The 16,263-nt window shown below is 63.8% G+C and carries 15 protein-coding genes; 10 read left to right on the top strand and 5 right to left on the bottom strand.

The features are described from left to right. From SPICUR_RS10010 to lexA, 3 genes are read right to left on the bottom strand one after another with little or no spacing between them, the layout of a single operon-like run. Window positions 1–1,455 (bottom strand): Y-family DNA polymerase, encoded by a 1,455-nt coding sequence (locus SPICUR_RS10010; RefSeq protein WP_023367342.1) that lies wholly within the window; start codon window positions 1,453–1,455, stop codon window positions 1–3. Window positions 1,456–1,489: 34 nt separating this feature from the next. Beyond that, the gene (gene imuA, locus SPICUR_RS06630; RefSeq protein WP_023367340.1) at window positions 1,490–2,164 is read right to left on the bottom strand and encodes a translesion DNA synthesis-associated protein ImuA; all 675 of its coding nucleotides are present in this window, start codon (window positions 2,162–2,164) and stop codon (window positions 1,490–1,492) included. Between the two features lie 23 nt (window positions 2,165–2,187). Continuing rightward, window positions 2,188–2,823 carry a transcriptional repressor LexA gene (lexA, locus tag SPICUR_RS06625; protein WP_023367338.1) on the bottom strand — a complete coding sequence of 212 codons (636 nt, stop codon included), beginning with the start codon at window positions 2,821–2,823 and terminating at the stop codon, window positions 2,188–2,190. Between the two features lie 88 nt (window positions 2,824–2,911). Here lexA and relA point away from each other — a divergent pair, with 88 nt between their 5' ends. From relA to SPICUR_RS06595, 6 genes are all read left to right on the top strand, one after another. Further along, on the top strand, window positions 2,912–5,128 hold the full coding sequence (gene relA, locus SPICUR_RS06620) for a GTP diphosphokinase (RefSeq protein WP_023367336.1): 2,217 nt from the start codon (window positions 2,912–2,914) through the stop codon (window positions 5,126–5,128). Further along, the gene (locus SPICUR_RS06615) at window positions 5,109–6,755 is read left to right on the top strand and encodes an ExeM/NucH family extracellular endonuclease (RefSeq protein WP_023367333.1); all 1,647 of its coding nucleotides are present in this window, start codon (window positions 5,109–5,111) and stop codon (window positions 6,753–6,755) included. The genes relA and SPICUR_RS06615 overlap by 20 nt, the downstream gene beginning before the upstream one ends. 71 nt (window positions 6,756–6,826) lie before the next feature. Further along, complete coding sequence (locus tag SPICUR_RS06610; protein ID WP_023367331.1) at window positions 6,827–7,621, top strand: ABC transporter ATP-binding protein; 795 nt, start codon at window positions 6,827–6,829, stop codon at window positions 7,619–7,621. After that, complete coding sequence (locus tag SPICUR_RS06605) at window positions 7,618–8,355, top strand: ABC transporter substrate-binding protein (protein WP_148291330.1); 738 nt, start codon at window positions 7,618–7,620, stop codon at window positions 8,353–8,355. Before SPICUR_RS06610 ends, SPICUR_RS06605 begins: the two co-directional genes overlap by 4 nt. An 18-nt stretch (window positions 8,356–8,373) precedes the next feature. After that, the gene (locus tag SPICUR_RS06600; protein WP_023367327.1) at window positions 8,374–9,066 is read left to right on the top strand and encodes an ABC transporter permease; all 693 of its coding nucleotides are present in this window, start codon (window positions 8,374–8,376) and stop codon (window positions 9,064–9,066) included. Beyond that, window positions 9,063–9,749 carry an ABC transporter permease gene (locus SPICUR_RS06595; protein WP_023367325.1) on the top strand — a complete coding sequence of 229 codons (687 nt, stop codon included), beginning with the start codon at window positions 9,063–9,065 and terminating at the stop codon, window positions 9,747–9,749. The genes SPICUR_RS06600 and SPICUR_RS06595 overlap by 4 nt, the downstream gene beginning before the upstream one ends. On the opposite strand, the gene SPICUR_RS06590 is transcribed toward SPICUR_RS06595, so the two are convergent. Next, complete coding sequence (locus tag SPICUR_RS06590) at window positions 9,694–10,368, bottom strand: GNAT family N-acetyltransferase (protein WP_023367323.1); 675 nt, start codon at window positions 10,366–10,368, stop codon at window positions 9,694–9,696. The two genes, SPICUR_RS06595 and SPICUR_RS06590, sit on opposite strands and share 56 nt — an antisense overlap. A 108-nt stretch (window positions 10,369–10,476) precedes the next feature. On the opposite strand from SPICUR_RS06590, the gene SPICUR_RS06585 reads away from it, so the two are divergent. The 4 genes from SPICUR_RS06585 to ppx are packed head-to-tail and all read left to right on the top strand — an operon-like array spanning window position 10,477 to window position 14,080. After that, on the top strand, window positions 10,477–11,049 hold the full coding sequence (locus tag SPICUR_RS06585) for a hypothetical protein (protein WP_148291329.1): 573 nt from the start codon (window positions 10,477–10,479) through the stop codon (window positions 11,047–11,049). A gap of 23 nt (window positions 11,050–11,072) precedes the next feature. After that, the gene (locus SPICUR_RS06580) at window positions 11,073–11,468 is read left to right on the top strand and encodes a DUF2721 domain-containing protein (RefSeq protein WP_023367319.1); all 396 of its coding nucleotides are present in this window, start codon (window positions 11,073–11,075) and stop codon (window positions 11,466–11,468) included. Continuing rightward, on the top strand, window positions 11,465–12,532 hold the full coding sequence (locus tag SPICUR_RS06575; protein WP_023367317.1) for a GGDEF domain-containing protein: 1,068 nt from the start codon (window positions 11,465–11,467) through the stop codon (window positions 12,530–12,532). The genes SPICUR_RS06580 and SPICUR_RS06575 overlap by 4 nt, the downstream gene beginning before the upstream one ends. Window positions 12,533–12,550: 18 nt before the next feature. Continuing rightward, entirely contained in the window at window positions 12,551–14,080 is a 1,530-nt protein-coding gene (gene ppx, locus SPICUR_RS06570) for an exopolyphosphatase (RefSeq protein WP_023367315.1), read from the top strand. Here the strand turns inward: ppx and ppk1 are convergent, their stop codons facing one another. Further along, window positions 14,081–16,159 carry a polyphosphate kinase 1 gene (gene ppk1 / locus SPICUR_RS06565; protein WP_023367313.1) on the bottom strand — a complete coding sequence of 693 codons (2,079 nt, stop codon included), beginning with the start codon at window positions 16,157–16,159 and terminating at the stop codon, window positions 14,081–14,083. It lies immediately after the preceding gene. Between the last annotated feature and the right edge of the window lie 104 nt (window positions 16,160–16,263).

The following is a 16,263-nucleotide window of genomic DNA, read 5'->3' as shown; positions in this document are numbered from 1 at the left end:
TCAGGCGAAGATCCCGTGCAGGTACCAGTCCCGCTGTCCCCGCCGATCGCGGAAGATCCAGATACGTCGTCCCTGGGCGGTGCGTGCATGGTAGTAGTCGCGGGTGATGTCGAGCCCGTCCCACCAGCCGGTCTCGATGCGCTCTGGCCCTGCTTCCAGCAGCAGCGGTGCATCGTCGTACTCCGGCCGCCCCCGGGGGCTCCGCAGCGGCAGGGGGTGATCGAGCAACCAGGTAGGGCGCGTGGGTTGCGCGGGCAGCGTCAGGGGTCGGATAGTCGTATCCGGCCGTTGATAGCACCACGCACGCTCGGGTCGGTGCTCCGCCAGCGGTTTGACCATGCAGACCCTTTCCTCGCCCAGTCGGCTGTCGAATGTCTCGATGAGTGTCCGCCAGTCGGCAGCCGTCGTGTGTCGGTCATCCCGGTCGAGCAGATCGAATGCCTCACTCACGCCCTGCAGGGCATGGAAACGCCCCGCCCGCAGGGTGACGGCGACCACATCGGCCGTCAGCGTCAGGTTATCGAGTTGTCGATCGATCAGCCACTTCAGATGTCCGGCATCGCGGGTAGGGGAAAGAACGCCCAACGGTAGCCGCGTCGGCCTTCCTTCGCGATGCCAGAGGGCGAATCGCAGCCGCCTGATACCCGCGTCGCGGTGGCGCAGATCGGTGCAGAGGCCATCGATCAGTTGTTGGAGGATTGGGCGCAGCCCGTCGGTGGCTGCGATCGCCTCGAGGCAATCGACCCGGCGTTCGAAGTGAGCGGGCGGCTGCCAGTTCCGGCGCGGGTCGGGACGTTCGCCATGTGCCCGCTGGAGGGTTTCGAGCAGCGTGCGACCAAGACGCCGTGTCGCCCCGTCGCTGGGAAGGGCGCGCAGCGCGCCAACGGTTTCGCAGCCCAGGCCCTGGAGGGCGTCTGTGGCGCGTTGGCCCAGTGGTAGCACGTCCACTGACAGGGCGGCCAGGCGTTCCGCCAGTTCCGACCGCGCGGTCACCGGTGTGCCATCACCTGCGCGGGCGAGCATCCATGCACCGGTGGGTGTCGGTGCAATCCCTGTGCCCGCCTGATGACCCCATTGCTCAAGTCCATCCAATATCCTCCGCCGCAGTGGTTCCATGCCGTGGAAGTAGCGCAGACTGCCCTCTATTTCCAGCAGCAGTGCCGTGGGCGGTTCGATGCTGACCCGCGGTGTGAATTGAACCGCCCAGGTGGCCAGCCGCTCCAGCGTACGCTGCTCCCGATCAGGGTCACGCAGTTGGTGGCGGCCGTCTTCGGTCAGTGCGCGGGCGGCCGTCGGCGTCATACCCGGCCGAATGCCGAGTCGCCGGGCCGGTTGGTTGCCCCCGATGACACGGCCCGCCTGAGAGACGAAGAGTGGCCGTGTCTCACCCTCACCCTCGGCATCACGAAAGCACTCGACCGGCAGTTTGAATAGATGCAGGCATAACCAGAGCATTACCGCGCCTTCACCCGGTCACAGGGGCGTTGCCTCACTCCTCCAGCGGCAGCGGATGCTGTGTGCGCACCGGCGAGGTCGACCAGCTGTCCAGTGAGACGGCACCCGGCGGTGTGCCCCGGCACTTGAGCACACGGATATTCAGCTGCTGACCGCTGCTCTCGCCCAGCGTCAGCCGGAGCGCCGCCGGTGAGCGCTCGGTGGCCGCCGCCGATTCACGGAACAGCATGCCCACACTGCTGCCGGATTCGGCGGCCAGCTGGAGGCGGCGCAGGCTGCGATCGTCGCAACGGCTGGGCCAGGCCATGACTGCCGCGCAGGTACCGCTTCGCAGGGCCTGCTCAATGGACCAGAACGCCTGTGCCCGATCGCCTGGATGGACGACCAGCAGGCGTGACAGATCAATACCCTGTGCGGCCAGCGCGGGTGCATAGGGGACAAAGGGCGGCGCGATCATGGCGATCCACCGACCGCTGCGTGACAGTCTGGCGAGGGCTGACATGACCAGCCGTAGTTCGCCGATGCCGTGGGCTTCGTGCAGGATCTCCGTGAGCGCGCTGCCGGGGAAGCCGCCGCCGGGCAGTGCCCGGTCCAGTGCCGCGAAGCCGCTGGGGGTGTGATCCCCCGCCGGTGAGGATGGTCCACGGTGCGATGTGTTGGCGCGCCAGATACCGGGCTGGTCGAGTAGCTCGTGGATGGCTTCTTTCATGATGAACCTCCTGTCGATTCGGCTTAGAGCCCGGAACGGATGACACCCACGCCAATCCCCTCGATGACCAGTTCGTCCTGGCGCAGATCGAGTTCAATGGGGGCGAATTCGGGGTTTTCCGGGAGTAACTGGACATGGTGACCGGTCCGGGAAAAGCGTTTGACCGTGACCTCGTCCTGGATGCGGGCGACGACGATCTGGCCGTCGCGGACTTCAGTGGTGGAGTAAACCGCGAGCAGATCACCATCGAGGATGCCGGCATCGCGCATGCTCATACCGCGAACCCGAAGCAGATAGTCCGCGCCTGGCGAGAAGAGCCCATCGCTGACCCGGTAGTGGTGATCGATATGGGCCTCAGCAAGCAGCGGGCTGCCGGCGGCCACCCGACCGATGACCGGTAGCCCCTCCGTGTCCGTGTTGTCGGCATCGTCGGCCGGGGCTGACGCTTGCTGGCGCAGGCGGATCCCGCGCGAAGCACCGGGCTGGAGGGTGATGAAACCCTTCCGGGCGAGAGCCCGCAGATGCTGTTCGGCGGCATTGGCTGACCGGAACCCGAGTTCTGCCGAAATCTCGTTACGTGTGGGCGGGTAGCCGGTACGCTCCAGAAAGCGCTGGATAAGCTGGAGAATCTGGTCCTGACGGGGAGTGAGCGTGTTCATGGTTTGCTACCGATCAGTCTGCGATTAACTGTTAATATATACAGTACTGTATGGATATTCAATATCCATAGGCGATAGAATCCTGTTGATGGTGAAAGTGAGCGACAACCCGGCCGTCGGTCGTCCCGGTGATCAGTCCATCGCGGACTGGCTGGCCGCCATGCCCAGGCGCCCGGATGCGGAGGCGCGCGAGCGTCTGGCAGATGCCTGGGACTATGCCGTCACGTCTTACGGTGACGACGTTCGAGTCACCGGGGATCGCCGTCTCGATCATGCCGTTGCGGTGGCCGACACATTGAGTGGCCTCGAACTCGATGCCGATTCGATCATTGCCGGTCTCCTGCATGATCTGCCCAACTGCGGCGGGCCTGATCTTGCGGCGATCCGGGCACGGATGGGTGATACGGTCGCGAGTCTGGTGGAAGGCTGCCTGCGCATGGGGCAGGTCAGTCGCCTGTACATGGCCGGTACCACGGAGAACGAGGGCAAGCGGGGCGAGGCGCTGCGCAAGATGCTGCTGGCGATGGCCCGCGACATCCGTGTGGTCTTCCTGGTGCTGGCGGAGCGCCTGGATGACATGCGCGTTCTCAGCGTGCTGCCGGAATCCGACCAGCAGCGGATTGCCCGGGAAACCCTCGACCTGCATGCACCGCTAGCGAATCGACTGGGGATCTGGCAGATCAAGTGGGAGCTTGAGGATCTGTCATTCCGCTATCTGGAACCGGAAAACTACCGCCGGATCGCCCGGTTGCTGGCCGAGCGGCGTGTCGATCGCGAGCGCTTCATCGAGGCCATGAAAGCGCGTATGGAAACGAGCCTTGCCGAGGCGGGCCTGAATGCCGAGATCACCGGCCGGCCCAAACATATCTACAGCATCTGGCGGAAAATGCAGCGCAAGGGACTGGGGTTCGAGGAGCTCTTCGATCTGCGCGCCGTGCGTATTCTGGTGGATAGCGTTCCGGCCTGTTATACCGCGCTGGGGATCGTCCACAGCCTCTGGCAGCCGATCCCGCGCGAGTTCGATGACTACATCGCAAGCCCCAAGGAGAATGACTACCGCTCGTTGCATACCGCCGTGATGGGCGACGGCGGTCGTGCCGTCGAGGTCCAGATCCGGACCCGGGAGATGCATGATCAGGCGGAGCTCGGGATCGCCGCGCACTGGCGCTACAAGGAAGGGCGCGGCGAGGATCCCGATTTCGATGCGCGGGTCGCCTGGCTGCGCCGGCTGCTCGAGTCGGCGTCGGATAGCGATACCGACGGCGACCTCATCGATCGCTTCCGTGCCGAGATCTTCGAGGACCGGGTCTATGTGATCACGCCCAAGGGCGATGTGATTGATCTGCCGCAGGGCACCACGCCGCTGGATTTCGCCTACACCATCCATAGCGAGATCGGCCATCACTGTCGTGGCGCGCGGGTGAACGGTCGAATGGTCACACTGACGCAGCCCCTGCAAAACGGCGACCAGGTGGAGATACTCACCGCCCGGAACGCCCGCCCCAGCCGCGACTGGCTCAACCCGGCGCTGGGCTATCTCAATTCACCCCGGTCACGGGCAAAGGTGCGTGCCTGGTTCCGCCAGCAGGATCAGGACAAGACCGCGCAGCTCGGTCGCGAGCTGCTCGACCGTGAATTGCATCGCCTGGGTCTGGCCGACGTTAACCTCGAGACACTGGCGGCACGATCGCGCTTTTCACGGCTGCCGGAGTTCCTCGCCGCGATCGGGCGGGGCGACATCACCGGGGGACAGATCGCTCACCTGTTGCGCGACCGCTTGCTGCCAACGGAGTCGGAGACCGACGAGCAGCTGTTGCGTCGTCGTAGTGGTACGGCGTCGAAACCGACCGCGCCGCAGGACGATATCAGCATCTATGGCGTCGGTAACCTCATGACCCGGATGGCTCGCTGCTGCCAGCCGACGCCGGGTGACAGCATTCTCGGTTTCATCACCCGTAGTGAGGGCGTGGCGGTTCACCGCACCGACTGTCCCAATATCCGCCGTCTTCAGGAAACCGCTCCGGAGCGACTGATCGAAGTCAGCTGGAGTCAGGATTCAGGTCGGGCCTATCCGGTCGACATTCTGGTTGAGGCCTATGATCGGCCGGGGCTGATCCGCGATATCTCCTCGCTGCTCAATAATGAAGGGATCAATGTAACGGCGGTGAATACCCGGACCGACCCCGATGATCAGGTGGCCCGCATGGTCATGACCGTCGAGGTGGCTGATGTCGACCAACTGAGCCGGGTGATGCAGCGAATGGTCGGTCTGCGCAACATCCGCGATGTCCATCGTGCGGTTTGAAGGGTGGCTTGTTGCGGCCTTTGTGATGGCTATGCCGGGTATGGCGGTGGCAGCCACCGATCCGAGCTGTGGGGCGCCGGGTACGACCTCGCTGGCGGATGTCCGTGGCCTGAACGGTTCCGCGGTCGCTGAGGGGCGGGAGATCGAGGTTGAGGCCGTCGTCAGCGCCCGCTTCCCGGGCGATCAGGGGCTGAACGGCTTCTACCTCGCAGCGGATGAGCCGGCGGCCGGTCTGTTTGTCTATGCCCCGGATCTCTCTCCGGCGGCAATGCCTGAGCGTGACGAGCGCTGGCGGATCCGGGCCCGGAGTGGCCGCTACCGGGGGCATGTCCAGCTCGAGCGCATTGTATCGATGGTCCACTGCGGGTCCGGGACCGCGACGCCCGCTACACTCAAGCCGGGTAACGATCCGGCCTATGCGCGCCTGCAGGATCGCCTGGTCCGGATTGATGGGCCGCTGAGCGTCGCTGAGGTCTATAATCTGGGCCGCTACGGTACTCTGCGGCTGGCGCGGGGCGAGCGGCCCTTCCACCCCAATAACGGCGGGATCGGTGGTCAGCGCCTGGACCTGCTCATCGACGATGGCAGCTATCAGCGCGATCCGCGACCGATTCCCCATACCGATAGCGGTGTCCGACGTGCGGGCGATCGCGTTGAATCGGTCACCGGGATCCTCACCCGGGCCTTCGGGCGCTGGCGGATCCATCCGACTCAGCCACCGGCCTTCCGGGCCACGAATCCCCGCCCGGACGTGCCGCCGCGCGCAGCGGGGATTCGTGCGGTGCATCTCAACCTGCACAACTACTTCACCGATCGTGACGGTCGAGGGGCCCGAACCGAATCGGCGTTTCAACGTCAGCGGGCGCGCCTGCGCCGCTTCGTACGCGCTCTCGATGCGGATCTGCTGGCGCTCCATGAGATCGAAAACAACCCGGCAACCATGGAGAACCTGATCGCGCTGTTGAATGATGGCGCATCCGAGTCCGAGGCATATCGGCGGTCGGTCCGCGGGCGCAGCGAGGCGGTCATCCGTAGCGCGCTGCTCTATCGACCCGCCCGATTATCCCGGATGAGCGGCGGTCACCAGACCCGCTCCGTTCACCCGCGAGATCCGATACAGGCACGGTTCCGCACCGGGCATGGGTTGCACTTCCGGGTTGCCGTGGCGCATTTCAAGTCCCGTGGCGGATGCCCCGACGACGGTGATGTCGACCGTGGCCAGGGCTGCTGGGCCCAGCGCCGACAGGCCCAGAGTGATGCCATGATCGACTGGCTGGGTCAAACCGCGCAATCGCCGACTGTGAGCCAGCGCCCGCTACTGGTGATGGCGGACTTCAATGCCTATCCACAGGAATCGGCCCTGTCGCGCTGGGCGTCGGCAGGCTATGCGGATCTCCTGGCCCGCTATGTCCCGCCGATGGCGCGCTATACCTACAACTATCACGGCCGGGCGGGCTACCTTGATCACGCATTGGCGAACCCGGCCCTGCTCGAGCATGTCGCCGACGTCGATGTCTGGCCGATCAATGCCGACGAACCTGCCTATCTGGCGCGCGAGGGCAAGGGCTACTGGCGGCTGTCCGATCATGATCCGATCATCGTCGACATGATGGCGCCGACACCCTGAGCGTACAGGGCGACACTGCGATGCTGCGCTGCTAACCTTGTCATCTGTCTGTCATGGCTCGGGGATGTCGCATGGATGAGGCCGCAATCGAGTTGCGCGGGATTCACAAGCGCTTCGGCGATCTGGAGGTCATTAAGGGGATCGATCTGACCGCCCGGCGCGGTGAGGTCGTGGCGCTGATCGGTACCAGTGGTTCTGGAAAGAGCACGTTGCTGCGTTGCGTCAACCTCCTCGAGCAACCCGATGTTGGCGAGATCGTTTTCAACGGTGAGACCCTCGATCTTCGCACCGGTCGTGATGGCACGCTCCATCCGGCGAATCGCGATCAGATCACCCGCGTTCGAGCAGGGATCGGTTTTGTATTCCAGAACTTCAATCTCTGGCCGCATATGAGCGTCCTCGAGAATGTCATCGAGGCGCCGATGCATGTGCTGGGCATATCCCGGCGACAGGCCATCGCCGAGGCCGAGGCGATGCTCGAAAAGGTGGGTCTGGGCAATAAGAGAACCGACTATCCGGCGTTTCTCTCCGGTGGACAGCAACAGCGTGCGGCCATCGCCCGGACGCTCGCCATGAAGCCCGCGGTCATCCTGTTTGACGAACCGACCTCGGCACTTGATCCGGAACTGGTCGGCGAGGTGCTCGGTGTGATCCGCCAGCTGGCCGAAGAGGGCCGGACCATGCTGATCGTCACCCACGAGATGCGCTTCGCCCGGGATGTCGCTCACCGTGTCGTCTTTCTCGACGCCGGTCGAATCGAGGAGGAGGGGCCGCCATCCGAGGTGTTCGGTCGCCCCCGATCGGAGCGCTGTCGCGCATTCTTAACCACCCATCTCTCGGAACCAAAAGGAGTGACACCGTCATGATCCGTTCAATGTTCGGTCTGCTGCTGGGCAGCCTCTTGGCCTTCCCCGTGTTCGCTCAGGACACCCTCAGGATTGCCACGGAAGGGGCTTATCCTCCCTTCAACTTCATCGATGCCTCGGGCGAGGTGAAAGGCTTCGATGTCGATATCGCCGACGCCCTGTGTGCGGAAATGGGCGCCGACTGCGAGCTCGTGACGCAGTCCTGGGACGGGATCATCCCGGGCCTCATCGCCGGTCGTTACGACGCCATCATCGCGTCCATGTCGATCACGCCCGAGCGCCAGGAAGCGGTCAGCTTCAGCGAGCCCTATTACTCCAACAAGCTGCAGTTTATTGCGCCGGATGAAAGTGAGTTCATGCCGGCCGATGCCGCTGATGCGGTGATTGGCGCCCAGCGCGCCACGATCGCCGCGCAGTGGCTTCAGGATAATATTCCCGAGGCCGAGATCCGGGTCTACGACACGCAGGAGAATGCCTACCTCGATCTGGAAAGCGGTCGTCTGGATGCCGTGCTCGCTGATGTCTATGTCAGCTATGAGTGGCTGGATAGCGACGAGGGCGCCGCTTACGAGTTCAAGGGCGATCCGGTCTACGACGATGACAAGATTGCCGTCGCCGTTGGCAAGGGCAATGAGGCGCTGGCCGAGCGATTCAGTGAGGCGATTGAGGCCATCCGCGCCGACGGGACGTATCAGGCGATCAACGCCGACTATTTCCCCTTCGACATCTACTGATCCGCCAGGCGTCCGCGCATGGATCTTCAGGGGTTTGGCGCGCAGCTCGCCTCGGGCACCTGGATCACGGTGCAGCTGGCCGTCGTCAGTATGGTCTGCGCCGTGGTTCTGGGGCTGCTCGGTGCCAGTGCGAAAACCGCTGGCCCGCGCCCACTGCGGTGGCTTGGAACGGTTTATACCGGAACGGTCCGTGGACTCCCCGAGCTGCTGGTCATCCTTCTGGTGTACTTCGGTGCGGCCAACGCCATCAATCACGTGGCCACCGCGTTTGGCTACAGCGATTACATCGCGCTCTCCCCATTCATGGCGGGGGTGATCGCACTGGCGTTCAACTATGGCGCCTATATGACCGAGGTTTTCCGGGGCGCGTTGGCGACCATACCTCCCGGGCATCGTGAGGCCGGCCTGGCGCTGGGGATGAGCCCGGCGCGGATCTTCCGGCGCATCGTTCTCCCTCAGGTCTGGCGAGTCGCGCTGCCCGCGGGCGGCAACATCTTTCTGTCGCTGCTCAAGGACACTGCGCTGGTGTCGGTGATCGGTCTGGAGGATCTCATGCGTGAGACCTCCATTGCGGTTGGCTATAGCAAAGCCCCCTTCACCTTCTACGTCGCCGCCGCTTTCATCTATCTGGGCCTGACCGCCGTAGCGACCCTGGGTATCCACTGGCTGGAACGGCGAACCACCCACGGTATGCGGACGCTGACAGAATGAACTGGGCGGTCATGCTCGAAAGCCTCCCGGCGCTTGCCGAAGGTGCGCTGCTGACTTTGGAGCTGGTAGCGGTCTCCGGTGTCCTCGGCTTTATGCTGGCGGTGCCCGTTGCCATCGCCCGCGTTTCCGATCGCTGGTGGATGCGTGCATTGCCAATGGCGCATATCTACTTTTTCCGTGGGACACCGCTGCTGGTGCAGATCTACCTTGTCTATTACGGGGCAGGGCAGTTCGAAGCGGTCCGCACATCCATGCTCTGGCCATACCTCAGTCAGGCCTACTGGTGCGCGATCATTGCGTTCACACTGAATACCTCTGCCTATACCGCCGAGATCCTTCGGGGCGCGATACAGACCGTTCCCCGCGGTGAGATAGAGGCCGCCAGGGCGGTTGGCATGGGGCCGGCGCTCATCTGGCGTCGGATCCGTCTTCCCCGTGCGTTCCGCATTGCCCTGCCGGCCTACAGCAATGAGGTCATCCTCATGCTCAAGGGCAGTGCGCTCGCCAGTACCATCACGCTTATGGATCTGACCGGGGTCGCGCGGACGATCATCGCGCGGACCTACACCCCGATGGAGCTGTTCCTCGCCGCCGGGCTGATCTATGGGCTGCTCACCGTCTTTATTCTCAGCGGTTTCCGGCTGATCGAGCGACGTCTGAACCGGCATCTGCGGCCGCGCTGAACGCATTGACGGCCGCTTCGCCGGTCCATGGCAGGTTCACGGCATCGCCTGCGCCGGCATCAAGAAGACCGCGGCGTCGCGGATCGATAACCCATTCCAGCCGGGTGGCGAAAATCCGGAACCCGGCTCGCTGATAGAAGCCCAGTGCCGCCGCGGAGTCCTCACTGCAGGTGTGCAGCCAGAGCCGTTGTGCCCCCAGCGCGCGTGCACCCGTCAGTGCGCTGTTGATAAGACGCCGCCCCAGCCCCCGACCGCGAGCCGTGGGGACAACGCCGCAGTGGAGGACCTCGGCATCGCCCGGTCGGCGGGAGACAAGCTCGCAGAAGCCCGCGAAACCCCGTTCATCGTCGACCCGCCAGCATTGCTGACGCGGATCCGAGAGGTCGCGGGTGATGCGCTCCCTGCCCATAGCCAGCCGGTCGGACCACAGCCATGGCGCGCCCACCCGGTGGTAGGCATCGAGATAATCGTCGATGTCAGGGAACCATGGGACGGCCTGTCCGGCCGAATCATGGGTCGAAACAACAGGTTGTTCCAGGAAAACGACACGCGAGCTGTAGCCGAATTGATCCGGCTGATGGTGGCGCTGGAATGATTCAGGCCGGTGTGATGCAGTCATTCGCGACATGATAACCCGATTATTGTAGGGGATTGTTGACACGACAACGTCACGGGCTGGTACTTTGCCAGCCTACTTTCGGTTCAAACAGACAGGATGGAGTCATCGATGTCGACATTATTTCTTCCCAGCTGGGCGCGGCGTACCGTCCTGATGCTCGCTGTATCGGCGCTCGGTGCGGTGGGCATCGCACAGGCCCAGAATACCGATGGCCCGTCCGCAAAGCGCGAAGAGCTGCAGTCGCTCCAGCAGTCGCTGGCATCCATCCGCGAGGAGGCGATCAACCAGAACCCCAATCTGGGTGATCGCCAGCAGTCCCTGGAGGACCGCATGATGTCGCGGATGCGTGATGAGGGTGTCAACCCGCGGGCGGACGTCAAGCGGCTGCAGGACATCGCCAGTCAGCTTCGGGGCGGCGACGTGGCCGAGGAAGAGCGGGCCGGTCTGATGGAGGAATACCAGAGTATGCGCCAGTCGCTCCTCGAGGCGCGCCGTACCGCCATGCAGGACAGCGGCATCCAGGAAGAGCAGGTCGAGTTGCAGGACGACATCGTGAGCGCCATGAGCGATATCGACGATGAGGTGCCGGCTATGATCGAGCGCTTCCAGAGCCTGCGATCGGAGGTGCAGGGTCAGCGCCGCTCCGGTTCGGCGGGTGGTGCCGGCAACGGCGCACAATAAGCGGTACCGGGGAGCAAGCGGGTATGGACCTCACGCTGGGAACGCCGTCGCTGCTGTTTCCAGCGGTCTCCCTGCTGTTGCTCGCCTACACCAACCGGTTTCTGGCACTCGCCTCGCTGATCCGCGACCTGCAGGCGAGATACTCCTCGACGCCACGCCGCAATCTGCTCGAGCAGATCGATAACCTGCGACGCCGTGTCCGGCTCATACAGTACATGCAGGCCGCCGGGGTCGGCAGTCTGCTCGCCTGTGTCGCGAGCATGTTCCTGCTGTTCGGCGGTTTCGTGCTGGTGGCGCGCTGGCTGTTTGGCCTCAGCCTGATCCTGATGATGGTTTCACTGGGGCTTTCCGTGCGTGAGATCTGGATCTCCGTGAACGCGATCAATATCCAGCTCGCCGAATTGGAGTCAGAGGAATGAAGCTCCCGCTGGGCATGGTATTGCCCCAGGATGATCCGCGCCAGTCGCTGCGGGTGCGCCGCTTCCTCCTGGCGGCAACGGTCTATGCCCTGGCCGTGGCGCTGATGGGGCTCTATGTGCGGCAGGGGCTGCTGGCGGTGCCCGAATGGCAGTTCCTGAGCCTGGTTGTCCTCCTCGTCAACGTGGGGCTCTATGTATTGCTGCGCAGCGGCCGTAACGAGCATTTCGTCGACCCCAGTCTGACCGGTCTGCAGATGTTCATGGTCTGTCTGCTCATGGGTATCACGATGTATCTGCTGGATGGTGGCCGTGGCGGGTTGCTGCTCCTGTTTCTGGTGCTTTTGATGTTTGGCGTGCTCCGCCTCAACGCCCCGCAATTCACCGCGCTCGGTGGATTCGCGCTCTTCTGCTACGCGCTGGCGGTGGGGGCGGTCTGGCATCAGCGCCCGGATGCGTTCAATGCCCAGGTGGAGCTGCTGCATCTGGTTGCACTCAGCACGCTAGTGCCCTGCGGCGGGTTCTTCGCCAGTCATGTCAGTCAGCTGCGGCGGCTGCTGCGGGATCGCCAGATCGACCTCCAACGCGCCCGCGAAGAGGTCCACGACTTGCGGGTGCTCGATCCCCTCACCGGGATCAGCAATCGCAGCGCGATCATCGCCTTCCTCGATCAAGAGCGTCAGCGCGCGGAGCGACTGGGGCAACCGCTGGCGGTGATATTCATCGACCTGCTGCATTTCAAGCGCATCAACCGCGACTACAGTCATGCCATCGGGGATGAGATTCTCCGCGAGGTGGCGCGGCGGCTTCGCGGCTGTGTCCGGGATATCGATGGTCTGGGCCGCTATGGGGGTGAGGAATTCCTCGTCGTGCTGCCTGATGCAGCAGACGAAGAGGCCAGCCGCGTCGCGCAAAAACTGCGCAACTGCATCGAGAACCGCCGTTTCGCGCCGTTGCCGGCGACACAGCGTATGCGCTGTGTGCTGGGTACCAGCATGCTCCGGTCATCGGATGCGGATATCTGGCAAGGCATCGAGCGGGCCCGTATCGATACAGAGTCAGCATAGAGCGTTGGGGGATTTTTGATGGCTGGCGACCAATCGCAGGCAATCGACGCGGCCGCTGAAGCGGATGAGGTCGCAGCCGTCGATCTGGGATCGAATAGCTTCCACATGATCATCGCGCGACCGGAGGAATCCGCGCTACGCACCCATGACCGATTACGGGAATCGGTGCGGCTCGCCGCCGGCCTCGATGACGATAAACAGCTCTCCGCCGAGGCGCGTCAAAGGGCGCTCGCCTGCCTCGAGCGATTCGGTCAGCGCGTGCGGGAATTACCCCAGGGGGCTGTCCGCGCGGTCGGGACCAATACCCTTCGGCAGTCGCGTAATGCGCGGGAATTCCTGAGCGAAGCGGAGCGTGCGCTGGGCCATCCCATTCAGATCGTCTCCGGTTATGAGGAAGCGCGGCTGATTTATCTGGGCGTCGCCCACAGCATCGCTGATGACGACGACCGGCGGCTGGTGATGGATATCGGCGGCGGCAGTACCGAGTTCATCATTGGCGAGCACTTCGTGCCGCGGGAGATGGAGAGTCTGCATATGGGCTGCGTGAGCACCACGCAGCGATTCTTCGCCGATGGTGGTATCACCGATAAGCGTCTCCGGAACGCCGAGATCGCGGCACGCCGGGAATTGGAACCGATTTCGGACCGCTACCGCCGGCTGGGCTGGGAGCGGGCCATTGGTGCCTCGGGTACGATTCGCGCGATTGAGCGCTGCCTGCGCGAGAATGGCTGGACCACAAACGGCATCGATATCCGCGGCCTGGAAAAACTGCGCCGCGCGCTGATGAAGGCGGGTGATATCAAGCGACTCAGGCTCAATGGTGTGGGTGCCGCCCGCGCCGAGGTGCTGCCCGGTGGGCTCGCGGTGCTGTTGGGGGCCTTCCGGCAATTGGGCCTGGAGCATATGGAGGCCGCCGACGGAGCGCTCCGCGAGGGATTGCTGCTGGATTTGATCGGGCGGATCCGCCACACCGATGTGCGCACGGAGAGCATTGATGCGATGGCGGAGCGCTATCATGTCGATGCCGATCAGGCCCGACGAGTCGCCCGGTCCGCGGAGTATCTCCGTCGTCAGGTGGCGGATGACTGGGCGCTCGAGACCGCGACGGCACGTGACACGCTCAACTGGGCCGCCTGGATCCATGAGATCGGCCTCGATCTGTCTCACAGCCAGTATCACAAGCACGGCGAATACATCGTCCGGCACAGCGATCTGGCTGGTTTCGCACGCGAGGAGCAGCAGGTGCTGGCGATCCTGATCCGTGCCCACCGGCGCAAGTTTCCGCGCAATGCATTCCGTGATCTCCCCGGTGACTGGCAGCAGCACTCGATCCGGCTCGCCGTGCTGCTGCGTCTGGCCGTTGGTCTCCACCGGGCACGAAGTGATGAGCCGCTACCGTCACTCACCCTCAAGGCTTCGGACCGCAAACTGACGGTGCGTTTTCCAGCGGGCTGGCTGGAGGATAATCCGCTGGTGGAGGCCGACCTCAACGAGGAAGCAGGCTACCTCGAGGCGGCTGGCTTTCGCCTGAAAATCGCTGAGGATTGATCAGCTGCCCTCGCCATAGCCCTCCAGCAGGGCGTGCTGAGCACTGACGGCTTCCTCCTCATCACCGGGCGTCAGCCGCTCATAGCGACCCTCGGAGTCCAACACCCAGGCCTGGCTGTTATCCGCGAGATAGGTCTGCAGATCGGCCAGCACCCGATCCCGCAGCTCGGCATCGAGTACCGGGAAAGCGGCCTCGACACGGCGGAAGAAATTGCGCTCCATCCAGTCGGCAGAGCTGCAGAAAAGGTCCGGATCGCCGTTGTTGGCGAAATAAAAGACTCGGGTGTGCTCGAGGAAGCGGCCAATGATCGAGCGAACACGAATGGTCTCACTCACGCCCTCGACGCCGGGTCGCAGGCAGCACATACCGCGCACGATCAGATCGATTTCAACGCCTGCCTGGGAGGCGGCATAAAGCGCCCGGATCACTCTCGGCTCGACCAGCGAATTGACCTTCACGATGATGCGCCCGGGGCGCCCGGCCTCGGCATGGGCCTGCTCCCGGGCGATCTTCTCGAGCATCCCTGGATGCAGCGTGAAGGGTGACTCGAGCAGGTGGTTCAGTGCCGATACCTTCCCCAGACTGGTGAGCTGCAGAAAGACACGATGGACGTCCTGACCGATCGCAGATCGGGTCGTCATCAGACCATAGTCGGTATAAAGCCTTGCGGTCCGCGAGTGATAGTTGCCGGTGCCGAGGTGCACATAATGCCGAAGGCGGCGACCCTCACGGCGGACGATCAACATCATCTTGGCATGCGTTTTATGCCCCACCACGCCATAGACGACATGGGCGCCGGCCTCCTGCAGCCGGTTCGCCAGACCGATGTTCGCTGCCTCGTCGAAGCGGGCACGGAGCTCAACGACCACGGTGACCTCCTTGCCGGCGCGGGCCGCCGTCACCAGGTGATCGACCACCGCCGAGTCGGGCCCCGTTCGGTAGAGGGTCTGTTTGATCGCCAGAACATCTGGATCCTGAGCGGCCTGGCGGAGTAACTCGATCACCGGCGCGAACGACTCGAAGGGGTGATGCAGCAGGACATCGCGCCGCCGCATGACCTTGAAGATATCCCCGCTGTGACTGAGCTCCGCCGGTAGTCCCGGTGTAAAACCGGGGTATTTCAGATCGGGACGGTCAACCAGGTCACAGACCGCGAGCAGGCGGTTGAGATTGACGGGACCGTTGACCTGATAGAGCGCCTCGGGCTCGAGCTCGAATTCCTCAAGCAGGAAGCTGGCCATATGCTCAGGACAGTTCGCCGCCACCTCGAGCCGTACCGCGTCGCCATAGCGGCGCGAGGGCAGTTCGCCCTCCATCGCCCGGAGCAGATCGTCGATCTCCTCTTCGTCGACGTAGAGATCGGAGTTGCGCGTGACGCGGAACTGATAGCAGCCGGTGGTTTTCATGCCCGGGAAAAGATCAGTGACGTGGGCATGAATGATCGATGACAGGAATACGAAGTCACAGGCGCCGCCCCCATCCAGCTCCGAGGGCAGCTTGATGATCCGTGGCAGCGCCCGGGGCGCCTGGACCACGGCCATGCCACTGCTGCGGCCAAAGGCATCCTTACCCTCCAGCGACACCATGAAGTTCAGGCTCTTATTGAGCACCTGCGGGAAGGGGTGAGCCGGGTCCAGCCCCAGCGGACTCAGGATCGGCAGCAATTCGGTCTCGAAATAGGCGCGGATCCAGTCCTGCTGCTCGCCGGTCCATTCGTTGCGGCGCAGAAAGCGGATGCCCGCCTCAGCCAGGGCCGGCGTGACCTCGTCATTCAGGAGCCGATACTGCTCGTCCACCAGCGCATGAGTGCGCTCGCTGATCTCGCGCAGGATCTGCTGGGGTGACCGATTATCCGGTCCACTCTGTCCCACGCCCAGCTCCCGGGCCTGACGCAGTCCGGCGACCCGTATCTCGAAGAACTCATCGAGATTCGAGCTGGCGATACACAGGAATTTCAGTCGCTCGAGAAGGGGGTTGGACAGATCGGCGGCCTGTGCCATGACCCGCTCGTTGAATGCCAGCAGGCTGAGTTGGCGGTTGAGGTAGAGGGCCGGTTGGTTGAGGTTGTCGGCTTGCATTGCGTCCCTGTCCTTTGAATCAACACCCGAGGATAGACCAGATTGATTGCCGTGAGGTTACGCGGGCGCGCATTCGAGCGTGCATTCCGCGAGGCCTGGCGGCG

The organism is Spiribacter curvatus (genome assembly GCF_000485905.1).
Lineage (GTDB): Bacteria > Pseudomonadota > Gammaproteobacteria > Nitrococcales > Nitrococcaceae > Spiribacter > Spiribacter curvatus.
This window is presented reverse-complemented; position numbering and strand designations above follow the sequence as displayed.